The organism is Candidatus Acidianus copahuensis (assembly GCF_000632495.1).
GTDB lineage: Archaea > Thermoproteota > Thermoprotei_A > Sulfolobales > Sulfolobaceae > Acidianus > Acidianus copahuensis.
This window is the reverse complement of the sequence record NZ_JFZT01000015.1, coordinates 18727-32638: the sequence shown is the minus strand read 5'-3', so window position 1 is coordinate 32638 and position 13912 is coordinate 18727. Positions and strand designations below refer to the sequence as shown.

General features: G+C 33.6%; 12 protein-coding genes. 3 read left to right on the top strand and 9 right to left on the bottom strand.

Features of this window, described 5'->3' with window-relative positions; genetic code table 11:
* Positions 1–300 precede the first annotated feature (300 nt).
* Entirely contained in the window at positions 301–705 is a 405-nt protein-coding gene (locus CM19_RS00920) for a hypothetical protein (protein WP_052349389.1), read from the top strand.
* A 529-nt stretch (positions 706–1234) separates the two neighbouring features.
* On the opposite strand, the gene CM19_RS00915 is transcribed toward CM19_RS00920, so the two are convergent.
* From CM19_RS00915 to CM19_RS13385, 4 genes are all read right to left on the bottom strand, one after another.
* Entirely contained in the window at positions 1235–1432 is a 198-nt protein-coding gene (locus CM19_RS00915) for a hypothetical protein (protein WP_048098570.1), read from the bottom strand.
* A 577-nt stretch (positions 1433–2009) separates the two neighbouring features.
* Complete coding sequence (locus tag CM19_RS00905) at positions 2010–2375, bottom strand: hypothetical protein (protein WP_048098568.1); 366 nt, start codon at positions 2373–2375, stop codon at positions 2010–2012.
* 3 nt (positions 2376–2378) lie between these two features.
* Positions 2379–3152 carry an AAA family ATPase gene (locus tag CM19_RS00900; protein WP_048098567.1) on the bottom strand — a complete coding sequence of 258 codons (774 nt, stop codon included), beginning with the start codon at positions 3150–3152 and terminating at the stop codon, positions 2379–2381.
* A gap of 82 nt (positions 3153–3234) precedes the next feature.
* On the bottom strand, positions 3235–3360 hold the full coding sequence (locus tag CM19_RS13385) for a hypothetical protein (protein WP_268744919.1): 126 nt from the start codon (positions 3358–3360) through the stop codon (positions 3235–3237).
* A 411-nt stretch (positions 3361–3771) separates the two neighbouring features.
* Between CM19_RS13385 and CM19_RS00895 the strand changes: the two genes are divergently transcribed.
* Entirely contained in the window at positions 3772–4968 is a 1197-nt protein-coding gene (locus tag CM19_RS00895; RefSeq protein WP_048098566.1) for a metal-dependent hydrolase family protein, read from the top strand.
* Between the two features lie 872 nt (positions 4969–5840).
* Complete coding sequence (locus tag CM19_RS00890; protein ID WP_048098565.1) at positions 5841–7073, top strand: MFS transporter; 1233 nt, start codon at positions 5841–5843, stop codon at positions 7071–7073.
* Between the two features lie 651 nt (positions 7074–7724).
* On the opposite strand, the gene CM19_RS00885 is transcribed toward CM19_RS00890, so the two are convergent.
* From CM19_RS00885 to CM19_RS00865, 5 genes are all read right to left on the bottom strand, one after another.
* Entirely contained in the window at positions 7725–8102 is a 378-nt protein-coding gene (locus tag CM19_RS00885) for a hypothetical protein (protein ID WP_048098564.1), read from the bottom strand.
* Positions 8089–8823, bottom strand: coding sequence for a hypothetical protein (locus tag CM19_RS00880; RefSeq protein ID WP_048098563.1), 735 nt, complete (start codon positions 8821–8823; stop codon positions 8089–8091). The genes CM19_RS00885 and CM19_RS00880 overlap by 14 nt, the downstream gene beginning before the upstream one ends.
* Positions 8805–9230, bottom strand: a complete 426-nt coding sequence (locus CM19_RS00875; RefSeq protein WP_048098562.1) for a hypothetical protein — start codon at positions 9228–9230, stop codon at positions 8805–8807. Before CM19_RS00875 ends, CM19_RS00880 begins: the two co-directional genes overlap by 19 nt.
* 618 nt (positions 9231–9848) lie before the next feature.
* Entirely contained in the window at positions 9849–12539 is a 2691-nt protein-coding gene (locus CM19_RS00870) for a hypothetical protein (RefSeq protein ID WP_048098561.1), read from the bottom strand.
* A gap of 392 nt (positions 12540–12931) precedes the next feature.
* A complete protein-coding gene (locus tag CM19_RS00865) occupies positions 12932–13708 on the bottom strand; it encodes a hypothetical protein (protein WP_048098560.1) in 777 nt (258 codons plus the stop codon).
* Positions 13709–13912: the final 204 nt, after the last annotated feature.

Sequence of the window (13912 nt, the reverse complement as noted above, 5' to 3'; positions counted from 1 at the left end):
AAGCTTCGAGAGGTTCTTAAAGATTTGAGGAATAATTGTTTCGGTATAACTCTATTTAACACTCTCTTCATAAGGAGATTATTCTCAAGTCTTTATTTGCTAAGTATCTACTTCACCTATTCCCTCTCTATTTTAAGGTATTTCTATCTCCCTATCAACTCGTCCTTTAGTAAGCTGTGTGTATTCAACAGTTTCACTCTTTCGATAAAAATTGAATAAATTCCATATATATTTAACAATTTTGTTATAATATTTATCTCTTGTAAAGGTTTTAAAGGTCAAGGGGAGTAAAACTTAGGGATGGAAATGAAGTTGAAGAGGAGTGAAGTATTTCTCCCCTTGACCCAAGCATTATTAAAGATATTAAAGGTAATAAAAATTAACCCAAACTTCCACACGGTAGAGGAGATTGCAGAAGCACTAGCAGCATACTACCTCCAACTATCATTCCACAAACTAAAACTACCACCATCCACAGCATACTACTACTTCCAAAAACTACAAAACTACCTAGAAGAATTACCAAAGCCAAGGAGGGTAGCAATAGACGAAACAAAAATACTCCACGTCAACGGAAAATACTTATGGGTAATAGTAGACATAGACACAAGGAAAGTAGTAAAAATCTACATGACAACAGGAAGAAGCGGCGCTGACGTGTACAAAATAACAACTAGGAAAGGACGTGCTTTACATACACGATAAGGGACCATGGTACAACATACTACACTGGCAAGGAGTACCAAACAAACACGAGAAGTTCGGGATAAGAAACGTTGTAAAGCAAGTGTTTAGGATTGTAAAGCACGGGTTATCGAGCATGAATTAGCATTTTCTACCAAGCTCAACAAAAAAAGAGAGACAATAACAAGGTAGATGAAAATATTCTTCACAACCTACAATGAATTTATACAATTTATCTCAGAGAGGTGAAATAGATGGATAGACACAATTATCCCATTCTATATCTTCATCAAGATAAACTATTTTCAAGCCAGCTATCTTAACTATTTCTCTTGATGTTAAGAGGAGTTCTTGATCATTACGCAGTTTTACCCTTATTTTATCACTTTCTCTTCAATAGAAGGATAAAATATAGAGTATAATTCTTAAATGTAGTACTGAACTGCTTAATTAGTTCTATTATCCTTTTTGGAGTGGCTAGTAGTACTCTCATACTCTAACATTACGATTACTCTCTATTTAAGGGTTAAGAAACGTATAATACGTTTAGTTAGTCTTCAAATACGTCCTTCATCAAGTAAAGTGCAGAAGTATGCCCCGCGACTTGAATTGCACCTAAAGTGATCCATCCTAAAGCCTCATTGTTTGTAGCTTCTTTAACTTTATCTTTAGCTTCAAAACTAGCAAATGTAGCAAGAGCTGTAATACCTACAGCACCAAATACTTTGAGGAATTTTCCCAAGCTCATAATAGTCTATTATTCTTTAATATGTATATATAAGCTTTTCTAATAATCTTTTTAGTATTACTACTTAAATAGTGAGTAACTTAATGTTGTCTCAGTTAGATTATCAAGTTTCATTCGTTATTATAAAGACGTTCTCTTACAAAGCCTTGACAGTTAAAGGAGTTTACATTTGTTCTACACAGCACATTGTTTAAATAATTTATCCTTACACATGTATTATGTATCAACTATGTCCTCAAATAAACATTAGTGTACATCTGTAGAAGAGAGGTTTTACATAAAAGTGTCATGGAAACTGATTAGGTAATAGAAAGCCTTAGATGTAATTTTAATGATGAATCCTCACACTTATGCTTAATGCGTTTCCTTAATAGTCGCACATTCTAAAAATCTTCTTAGTCTAGCGTTGATACTTTTTGAAAGATCCTTATTATCTTTAGCAACAGCATTAAAGAAATAGGAAAGATCATGCCAGAGGTTAGAATCTTCATTATATTTACAAAGTCTATAGATAAACTCGGCGTAATATACTTTAGCTTTACTATCCTTAACCTCATCAATATTTAATAAATGTTTTTTACATTCCTCCGTGTTTTTTGACAATTATTTTAACCAACTGATATACTAATTCGTCCATATTTTCATGTTCAAACCTAATTACTTCACAACGACTACCGCACGAGTCTCTAATTTTATTCTCTCCTCTTGCAGAAACATCGTTATCTATTAATATGCATGTCCTCTCAGCTTTATCTAGGTCTACTTGATTTCTTAATATATTCGTTACGTTATCTACCCCTCCTGCATAGTATAGCTCTAAATCATCTATATTACCTCTTTTACCCTTGGGTAGACTAACAGGGTTCTTTTTAGAGCATGGTTCTCCCAAAAGTCCAAGGATAAAACATAAGTCTGAGTTTCCTTCTGTTATTAGAACTATCATACATTATCCTCTTAAGTCTATTTCAACATCTCTAAGCCCTAATGCATTCTCCTTGTTAATTACCTTAGAACTGATCCTGTTATCGCTTCTATAGAGCCTTATTACTTGTATATCTTCTATCTTATCTAAAAGTTTATCAAGTAGCTCTTCACTCTGCGTAGTTATAAACCACTGTGTATGGCTATCATTAATTATTTCTGCTATCTTCATCATAAAACCTGGATGTAAATTGTTTTCTAGTGAATCAAACAAAGCTATATCAAGGGTAGACCCTATTAACGTGAGTGCTAAGGAGTAATAACCCCCTCCAAGGTAGTAGACAGGCACTTCCCTATTCTCATAGGTAGCCATTAACGTAAATCTATTGAACTCATCGTTTTTGAACCCAAGAGACTCAAAGATCCCTAATTTTTCTATTGCTTCGAATAACTTATGAATTGGAACTAGATCATTCATTATAGAGAAATACTCTGGGCTAACCAGGTTTGAGGAGAATAGAGGGATGAACTTGTAAACCTTCGTATTGGGATTGTACTTATTTACCGCAAACCCTATCATTCCGTTTGGGAATACATTTACCTTAATAATAGTGTCCCTAACCTTTATCTCATAAACGTTTATTGGAGGAAGATAACCAACATTAACCATTGGATTGGGAATAAGTAGCTTATTGACTATTTCTTCATCCTCCTTTAATACAGGACCTCCATAAATGTGATCTTCATTCACTTCAAGCTCAAACGGTAATGAGATGAGCCTATGGAACCAGAACGTCACCTCTCAGTAATGAAGTCAATTTCATAAGCTTATTTGCATTTAAGATGTCGCCAGCTTCAAAAAACTTTAACATTAGCGCAGTTTATAATAGCTCTAATAGTGTGGTTTTGAACTGTCCGTTACGTCCCACTATAACGTTAACTTTCTTAGGAGTAAAGGAGATGTCGGCATCATATCCTCTCATCTTACTTACTGTAACCTTCTTCAATTCTATATGCTTTCTTTAACTTAAGGGGATAATAAAGCTTGATAGCGAGGAATAATAATAGCTGTAATAGTAGTAGCAATATTATTAAGAAGAAGGCGGTAATTTTTATTTTAATTCCCTATAAAATACTAAACACAGTTATGAAGCTAATTTTTTACATAAAGTTAATAAATTTTGTCAAGAATAAATTTGTATTTTGTTCAACTATTAATAAAATCTTGAATTAATGGTTAAAACATCACTAATTTGCTTACAAGAAAATAGGTTTTATATTTTAAGTAGCATGAATTTTATATAAATATAATGAAAACAGCTCGTTAAAAATTAAAAACGGTAAAAAACACTAGAACTTCGTTTTTTAGAATATTAAATAGCAAAAGTTAAAACTGTTATACACATTAGTCTTGTTATATGAAGTTTTATTTAACAGGTAAAATTTTTGACGGAGAGAAAATAATAGAAAAAGGTAAAGTGTTAATCGAGGGAGACAAAATAGTTGAAGTTTCAGAAAACGAAACTATAGAAAGCGGTGCCAAAGTAATTAAAGGAGATTTCATAATGCCAGGGTTAATTGATTCTCACATTCATTTTTTTGGAGTTGAAGAGGACAACGTTATGTCGTGGAACTTGGTTAACGAAATAGATGTTGCGATAAGGAGTACAAGGGATATGGAAAGACTTTTAAGGTCAGGGTTTACTGCAGTAAGGGATTTAGGTAGCAAAGTCGCTGTTAGATTAGATAAACTACAAAGAAGTGGGGAGATAATAGGCCCTACAGTAATAGCCTCAGGGTACTCCTTAGCAATAACAGGTGGGGACGACGATCCCAAGGATTTGCCCTTGGATTTTGCCCAGAGGATATCATATTCATATTACTGTGACTCCCCATACGAATGCAGGAAAGCTGTAAGAAAAGTAATAAGGCAAGGTGCTAGCGTAATAAAAGTTTACTCTTCAGGGGCTTTTTCTCAAGGAAGCAAAATACTTCCAGGTTTTTCTTTAGATGAACTGCAAGCTATAGTAGAAGAGACGCATAGGTCAGGGCTAAAGGTTGCCTCCCATGCTTACGGTAAAGAAGCTTTGATGAATTCAATTTTATCTGGAGTTGATACAATAGAGCATGGACTTGGATTAGATGAAGAGACTGCTCGACTAATAAAGGAAAAGGGGATATGTTATATTCCAACCTTGGCGACTTATCAAACACCGCTTAACTACAAAGACCCTGAAATAAATAAATATAGAGAAGAAATTGTAAAGAAGCATTTTAATGAGGATATGAAAATAGCTGTTTCTTATGGACTTAAAATTGCTACTGGTACAGATTACGTAGGGTCAAAGAAGAGGCCTCACGGAGAAAATTACGTAGAGTCTGCTTTACTGTCAAAATACATGGATAATATTAGCGTATTAAAATCCTCTACAAGTATAGCTTCAGAGTGTATTGGTTTAAAATCAGGTTACATTAAGGAAGGGTACAAAGCTGACTTAATAGTTGTAAAAGGAGATCCTTCAAAAAATGTTGAAAATCTATCTCCTTCTCACATGTCTTATGTCATAAAAAACGGAAATATATACAAGGGATACGGATTAAATGAAGAGGTTTAATATTTATGAACAATCCATCAAAATATGTAACTATTTCAAATTAATACAATTTTATGAATATATGTAAAGCGATCTATTTATCGGAAATTACGTTGGTATGAACACAGAATATCTTACCAACGTTAGGACTTAGGGCTCGCAGTAGTTAACGTAATTAATTATTCTAAATTATTTTATTTATATAAAAAGGAATGACTAGCCACTGAAGGACTAGATCAATTTCTTCAACTTTTTAATATATTATAAAATATTAGAAATGGATACATTTCTTTATATATGGCTACAACATATCCTTATCCCTTCATCGCTTAAATTAAGCAGGTTACGAAGGGGATTTTAACGTAGTTTTACCTAACGGAAGTGTTATAGGTAATCCAAAAGGTGAAGAACTACCTTTCTAAATATTTACATTGCGATCTCTTATCTAACGCCAACGTTGGAAGAAGAATTAGAATTCCTTGAAGTATTTCTCAACCTTTCTAAAGTGCTATGCTATATTATGGATAGTTCAATTTGTAAAATGAGATTCCAAGGTAGTATAATGAAAGGGATTTGATTTCATACTGTGATGGGGGGGTATTTATGTCAACATCTAGCCCTGCGTGAATTATGTTACTCAATTATTAGCTTTGACGCTTGGTATGTAACTGTACACCTTATACTAGCTTTTTTGCATGGATACCTCTAGATTATGATTAATATCATAGCAAGATGAACCTTAGATAACTATAATCTATATCTCCATGAAAGACGAAAGCCAACGCATCATCTTAATTTGGACTTAATTAATCAGCAAGCTATGCCATTTTCTTTTCGTTTCCTTTGCACTTATCGTTATATTTAAAAATTTCTAAGGATTATACGTTATCGCGATGGAGGAATTAAAGTACATCGATAGGTTGAGAGTGGGGTTCTTCACGCTTACTGGTACGACAATAGAATATTATGATTTTTTCCTTTATGCTCTCTTATCAGTCCTGGTATTTCCGAAGGTCTTTTTCCCACCTGGATATAACCAATTCTTAGCAATATTAGTCTCCCTTAGTACCTACTTTATAACTTTCGTAGCTAGACCTTTGGGGGCTATGATTTTCGGAAACATTGGTGACAAGAAGGGAAGGAGGGAAGGTCTTGTACTTAATATGTTATTGGTAGGAGTCGCATACATTATTATTGGCTTTTTACCAACATATGCCACACTAGGTTTTATATCAATACTGTTATTGCTGATATTAAGGCTTACCTTTGGTCTTGGGCTCGGTGGTGAATATGGAGGTGCTATAGCAATCCTTTTGGAATGCAATAATAGGAAAAGGGCTACCTGGTCTTGTTTCGTTCAAGCAGGGGCTGCGCTAGGAGAGCTTCTAGCTCTGGCTGGACTATTACTCCTTTATAAGGATCTAATTGAGACCTGGAGGATATTGATAATTGTAGGCGGAGTTGTAGCTTTGATCAACTTCTTGATAAGGAGGAGTATAAGTGAAAGTCCCGCCTTTCTTAAGTTATTGAGTGATAATAAGATAGCCAAGATCCCAGTTATAACAACGTTTAAACACTATTACAAGAAAATTCTAATATCATCGGGTATGGTTAGCCTTGCTGCAGGTCTTACAACTATTGTCGCTACTTTCGGATTACCAATAATGAGGTCTGAGGGGATACCGCTGAATGTAGGAATAACATACCTAATCATAGGAGATGCGGTCTGGCTCACCATTCTTGTACCCTTAGCGTTCCTAGGTGATTTATTAAATATGAGGAGGTTAATGATAGTTTATATAGTTGCAGGGGGTATTCTAACGTTTCCAGGACTGATCTTTCTCTTTAATGGAAGACTTCTCTTAATCTCTATAATCCTCCTTAAGGTTTCAACAGCTTCATGGTCTTTATATGGAGTGTTAAATGCGTTAAATTTCCCAACCCCAATAAGGTATACTGGAAGTGGATTATCATATCAACTAGGTGCAATGTATGCTGGTGGACTTTCACCGTTATTAGCGTCTTTCTTCGTAGTCCGTGGGGAATTCTTGGGTGTATATTTTATCGTCTTAATGTACTCTATTATATCGGCAATTTCTACGTTTCTCAATAGAAATATTCTATGAATTTACGTCGTATACAAATCGACTTCTTATGAAAGAATTCTAAAAAAAAAGAAAAATATGAACGAGAATCGATATAAAAAAGAAAACTTAATATGCTAAAGCTATAGTACAGAGTTAAGTGAAGACGATATTTACGTTAGAGAGATAAATGGATCGACACGCTATTTTTGTTGTTTCTACTGTGCAGATACATGTGAGCATAAAGTGAACCTCAATGACTGAGAGTACCCTCTAGGGACAAACGGAGTGAATAAACTAAGATATAGATCATGTAAAAATGGATTAGGAAATATAGAGAGGTTCATAGTGAATAAAATTGGTAGTCTACTTCATATAAAATCGAAGGTCACAAAAGTTAGAAGATTATAACCTCAAAAGAAGAATGTTGTTTAATTAATGAAAATTCTTACGTCATTTCCCTTTACTTAGCATTTTAAGGTTACTTTGCTCACTGGTTAATACGAAATATTAAGTTACCTATTAACATGATAAAGAGCGATTCGTACCAATGCATAGGTAGGTGTGTTGAGATCCGCTTTAATGGATTCTAAATCTTTTAGAAACAAATTGGCGTAAAAGAATTAATAAAGAGAACGGAATGTTTTTGCATAGCGAGGAAAGATAAACATACGAATTATTCCACATATGTTGTTAAATCTTTTTTAATTCGTTTAAAATTTGACGATAGGCATCTTCAACTCTTTCGAAGGTCTCCCTTTTAATTTCAATTGGTGATTCGTAGTACGGTAACTTCACACTCGTATCTACATAGTGGTCGACAGCGTTCCTAGCAGCTCTTAAAATGCGTATATCCCTTCTATATTTCGCTGACTTTAAATTCCTATCTACCCATTTTACAAAATCTATTGGGTCAGCATTACTGCACCCAGTTTTTTCCATCCAATAATTAAAAACAGAGAAGAAGAGCGCACTAATTAATCTCCTAATCTCTACATCTGTAGTTGGATTATTGAAGCAGTTTAACAACCTCTCAATGAAGGTTGTTGGGTCTAGATTATATTGTCTCATCTAAACACCACGCAATTATGAGGGTATCCGCATCCCATACTTTTTCTCCGTAATCTTTCTCCAGTTCTTCCAGTTTCTTCAAAATCTCACCCTCTATCCTATCCCATTCTCTTAAGCTACAGTTCCTCAAAAACACATATACACTATCATCATCTTTTATGTAGGCTACGTCTACGATGTACCCATTCTCGTGGATAACCTTGAGGATTTCCATGGCAATCTTCTTCACTACTTCATCTTTACTCACAGGGTCTTTGATCTTTCCATATTCTTTTAAGAACTTATCGATTGGGATTTCAAGTTTTGGTAAGTCTTCACACACAACACCAACTGCGTATTTTACTAGTGAGGCGTGATTTCTATCACCTATTATGTTTACAATCTCTTCGTAAATTTCCTCCTTTTCTTTCAAAAAGTCTTTACAACAACCTTTCAATCTAATTTCAATCTGGTCTTGCTTTTCACCATACTCAATACTACTAATTGTGGCTTTTGAACTCAAAAAGGAGAGGAATAGAAGGGCACCGTACAAGATTCTAGGGTCTCTAACAACAGACTCATCCTTTATTTTCTTCCACTCATTTAGGAAAGCCTCTATCATAGAATTGCCTAAAGTTCCTATGCCATAGTTTCTAGTCTGCTCTGGGATATTTACTTCTTTTTCTATGTTAATTAGTGGAATATAGCGTGGATTGTTTACCGTCATTTTAAAGGCCTCCATGATACTTTATTTATCGATAACACGGAATACCAAGGTTCATTTGAAGGTGTCCTATAATTCAAATTCCTCGAAGCCATGACTGCTTCTGTCTCCGCTCTGACCATAAACTTCCCTTTAGAGCTATCAGTTTCTAACTCAACTATAGCTGGCTTTTGGTCTTTAATATCAATTATCTCCCAACCGTCCTGTGGGACACCGTTAGGTATGGTCTTGTCCTTTACTTTCTCCTTTAATTCATCTGGGACTCTTTCTATTGTAATTCCAGTAATGCTCTCCACCACAAAGTTTACACCACCATAAGGAGAGAAACCTGTTTCCTTAACGTTAAGGACATAGGTTACAAGAGTTATAACAGTACCGTCAGAAAGCGTCAGTGAACCTTTGCCTATACTCTTTATTAGTTCCATATGCTAATTTTTTCTTAGTTCAATAAATGCTTTGTTTTAAAACTTAAGGTTGAAGTGTTTGTTGTAGTATCATCTTATCATAATTAATTGGTTGAGACGTAATTAGCGTTATTTAATAAGTTTTAACAATATGAGAGGACACATTGGTTCTTACTAACGTTTTATTTTTCTAGTACCTTGTGGAATAAGTTGCAGAGTAACTTAACATTGCCTTGATATAGAACACCAAAATTATTATGAAGATTACCTCACATAAAGCTTTGATAGTCTAAGGAGTTTACATTTATTTATTCCACATGGCAGTGTTTACCCTTTCGTTACTCTTTACATAGTTATGTTTTCTATGTTTAATAGTGCCTTCATAACGAAGAAATAAGTTTAAGCCAACGCGTAAAGTACATAGACTCTATCTAGTTTTTATGTTATTGTATATGAATATTCACTCCTATCATAATCTCTAAAAATAGTAGTGTTGAAGTTCAATTAAGTTAGTTTATTCATTATTGACAACTCAAAAAAAAAAGCCTTCCTCTCTGGAAATTAAGAATCTAATAAAACATTTGATACTCTTACCAAATGAGCTAAAATAAAATGTTAAGGAAAAATTAACAAAATAACTTATTGAATTATTCTGAATTTTTTCGAATTAAAATATTGTTCAGCCAATTTAAGTAAATCCTCAAGACTCAGCATATTATATTCTACGCTTATCTCCTCTTCATTTTGACCACTTTTATGTTCGTTATCAGCCTTACCTTCTTCTTTGTGTATTTCCTCCTTTTCTTCTAACTCTTTAATATCCCTAAATGGTATCATAACATCATATTTAGCATTCGGTTCATTAGAATTTAGATAATTCAGTTTAGAGATCAATGCCTTTAAGTTTAACAGTACTGCTAGTGGATCCATTACTGCGACTACCTTATTAGCTAGGTCACCATACTTATTAGCTAACCCATAAACTTCTTGGTTAGGAAGTATACCTATGCTAGCCTTCGCATCGTAAATTTCATGATTAGATACTTCAAAAACGTCAGGGATTAAATATCCCAAATTGCTTTGTACCCAGATATTGTTAGGATCTGCTTTTCTCTTAGTAATTAAATAAGCTATTGAGTAGTCTTGTAGTAGGTTATGCAACATAGACGTATTTTGTTGATAGAGCTGTAATCCTGGATAGTTCTGTGATAGCAAGTAAGATGTATTGTTTAATAAATCGTAAAATTCAACATTGACGTTTGATAATACATCCCAATTAGGTATTAGTTTGGAAGACCCACCGCTTGCCATATACGCCATAGTAAATAAACTAGGTAGATCGAAGTCCTCAAATAGGATTAATGAAGGTTTGCCACCTATCTGAAGCTGAAGTATATTATATATACATTTAGGCATAATGATTATGGAATATTTTGTACCCATCGCGCCCTTCAGTAACTCTATAAGCCTATTCATGGTTTCAATATTATCAATACTATTAGTGTTACTAGAGCATAGATCACTCTTCAGTACGTAAATACCATCACTAACACCGACCTGCTGTAGGTATTGACTGTTTACCTTAGAGATTATTTTAGGATTAAACACGCTACCGTGAATTTCTGCAACTCTAGAGGCTATTCTAGCTAAAGAATCTTCAATGCCTTTCTTTTCTTCGTCATAGACTATTATAATGGTACCTGATGCAATTACTAAAGAGAAGAACCCAGGTGTGCCATCTGGTGTTTTTAAGCTAGACTCTAGCTTTTTGTAGAACTGGCCACTAATTTTAATCATAGCATTTTGACTAGTAGCTGATTGTTGTTTATGTAATTGAATTTGGGTAGGTGAAGTCGTAGGCTTTAATAAGATGTCTTTAAGGTATATGTTATCGTCTATTATCTTATCGAACCATGGAATTATAACTTCCGCTTCTTTAACAAGTGCCCTTAACTTATCGTACAATTCTTTTGCAAATCCTAAATTATTAGTGTATATATAATAAGAATCTTTATCTGAACCCTCTTTACCAAAGTTTAGATATTTATTAATTTCTTTAGGAACAACGAGTATTATTGCACAGTTACTACAATCTTTAAGGTCCCTAAATACGTCATAAGTAACAAAATATCCTACATGAATCGTGTTACTGGAGGTTCCGGTTTTTATAGGATAATACCTAAACTCATAATGATTCTGTTTTAGAGTATTCTCGAAACTATCTAATGCTTCTTTAATACGTGACATGTTTTTGAGTTCTTCTATATCAAGATTTATATATAGGGCTTGTAGAAGTGATGGTAAGACACTTAAACTAAAATGAAACGCTTTAAATATGTTAAGGGGGCCTTCATCATAAACTAACTTTTGATCCCAGGATCTCATACATAATTTTAGCTTTTCTACATCATTTAGATCATATATATTGTCAATATTACCATCTAATTCGTTTACTAAACTTCTTAATAAATTAATTCTAGTTTTAATGTTAGTTATAAAGGTATCATAATAACGAAAAGAACTAGAGTCAAGAATCTTAAGGTAATGTTTGATATTTTCGCTTTCAGAACGATAGATATAACCGAGTCGTGAAAAGCTATTTTTCAGCAGATAGATAATATATCCACATAATTCGTTGTTGGTAGCTTTCTTAAGTTTTTCCTCGAGTCCTCTTTTAGTATTTTCATCAATATTCTCTTCAGCTATTTCAAATAGATTTTCAAAATTCAATCCTTTCTTGATCATATATGCTATATAGCCTTTACCTTTATTTCCATTATAAAATCTTTTAAAAAATTTTTCTAATTTTTCAGTAAAATCTTCAAAATCCCTATCTTTAAATTCTGTACTCACATGTGGTTGCAATAAATTTATTATATCTTGAAAAGATGAAAACTGAATAGATGTAAATTTAGAAGGATTTTCCTCCCATAATATTTTTAAATAATAACTATCAGGTAGACTTGTATTCTCTTTTGCTACCTTATATATAATCTTCATAACCTTTAAATATATATACTCATTATCTGTAACTTTAAATGGAATTAGTTCTATGTTTTCTTTTGAACTAGTAACTTCTGCTGAGCTGCTATAGCTTGGAACTTTGACTTCAGACTCTGTACTTTCAGACTCTTTAAAGGGAACGGGGAAACTTGAAAAATTAGAAGTGTTGAAAATACTTCTATTATCTTCTTTTTCCTTCTCCTTCCCTTTATGAATAACTGATAAATTTTCTTTTTCATCCTTAGAGACTCTAGACTTATATGAGGAGCTTTCTTCTCGCTCTTCTGGTATTCTGTTTTCCTCTCTATTTTTTTCCTCTTCTGACATTCAATTATCCCATATCATTTTATAAACTTTGTAATAAAAAGTTATTCTTAATTCTTAATATTTGAACAAAATGACGTTAAAAGAACAAGCTAAGGTTTTGTTACCTTTATAATAACATTAATTGATTCCATATTCTTCATATAATATACTATTTATAAACTTGACACAAATGCTGAAAAGTGGAATTTTGTAGCGATAGAATATATCCAATTTAATGAGGGTGCAAATGAGGTTTTTTAGAAAGAATAATCATTGATGATATTCCTACTAAAATTGAACGGCTAGCTATAAACAGGTTTTAAACTCTTTGTATTTAGATAATTGTGTCTTAATGAGTCATCTTAAGGTTCTTTCTATATCTTTCTGTTTTAGTATCTTACTGCTTAACGCTATCAGAGATATAATCCCAACAAGAATGGTATACCCCTAACAGCATATAAAGTGTAGAGCCCAATCTTCTCCTTTAACGAAACACTACATAAGTCCCTCTTCCTCCTCCCGACATTCAACAACTCATTATACGGTGTCTCCCTTAACAGCTTGTGTGTCTTACCGTAGCGGTAGTACTTCTTCATGACGTTAAAAAGAGAAGAATCACCAAAGTGGCGTATCAGAACCTCTCTGACAATTCCAACATCCTTACTGTGATTAAACGCTTCGTAAAATATTAGCTGGTGGTCAGGGTGTACTATTCTCTCAAAGATCTCTTTGGGAATTTTCTTCCTCAAGTTGTCGAATGCGTAATCTAAGACTTCCCTCTTAAAAAGCCTAGGGAGGAGATATCCCCGCAAGGGGTCGACTATGTTGTTACACTCCATTATCACTTTCTTATCTAGGTTTGCCATCCTATCAAGAAAGGAGTTACCTACTTCATCTTCCCCAACAATTAACATGTCGTGGTTTTGAGAGAGTAATTTAATTGCGTTTTGTGATAAGTACCTAGTTTCGTCTAGGATTAGTTCGTATTCCCCGTTAGAGTTCTCATGTGCTAAATACCTAGCGTTTAAGAGACCAGTGTCGGCTTTAACCACTTTAACGTCATAACCGTTTACAATCTCTGGTCTAGGTGTAACCATTATTACCTCGAAGTCGCCTTTCTGCGAAAAGATCGAGTCCAATACTGTTTTGATGTATTTGCCGTGAGTCACTGGGATTTCTATTGATAACACGGATAGAGTATGAAGTGAGGTTTAAAAAGAGTTCTCCCTCTGTGTCTGTGTGATTGTAGAACTAAGAGTTGTTCCCCTTTCCTCCTCTTTTTCTTTAATTATTGTTAATTTATGTGAAAATTTTACGAAAGCTAATATCAAGATTGTAGTGGACCGTTATAATATAAGTATAATATAAGTAAAGCTATAAAATATTTAATGGTA

Bases quoted from the DNA above. Each gene is read 5' to 3' on its own strand.
- CM19_RS00920 (WP_052349389.1), top strand. From the start codon at position 301: ATGGAAATGAAGTTGAAGAGGAGTGAAGTATTTCTCCCCTTGACCCAA.
- CM19_RS00915 (WP_048098570.1), bottom strand. From the start codon at position 1,432: ATGAGCTTGGGAAAATTCCTCAAAGTATTTGGTGCTGTAGGTATTACA.
- CM19_RS00905 (WP_048098568.1), bottom strand. From the start codon at position 2,375: ATGATAGTTCTAATAACAGAAGGAAACTCAGACTTATGTTTTATCCTT.
- CM19_RS00895 (WP_048098566.1), top strand. From the start codon at position 3,772: ATGAAGTTTTATTTAACAGGTAAAATTTTTGACGGAGAGAAAATAATA.
- CM19_RS00890 (WP_048098565.1), top strand. From the start codon at position 5,841: ATGGAGGAATTAAAGTACATCGATAGGTTGAGAGTGGGGTTCTTCACG.
- CM19_RS00885 (WP_048098564.1), bottom strand. From the start codon at position 8,102: ATGAGACAATATAATCTAGACCCAACAACCTTCATTGAGAGGTTGTTA.
- CM19_RS00880 (WP_048098563.1), bottom strand. From the start codon at position 8,823: ATGGAGGCCTTTAAAATGACGGTAAACAATCCACGCTATATTCCACTA.
- CM19_RS00875 (WP_048098562.1), bottom strand. From the start codon at position 9,230: ATGGAACTAATAAAGAGTATAGGCAAAGGTTCACTGACGCTTTCTGAC.
- CM19_RS00870 (WP_048098561.1), bottom strand. From the start codon at position 12,539: ATGTCAGAAGAGGAAAAAAATAGAGAGGAAAACAGAATACCAGAAGAG.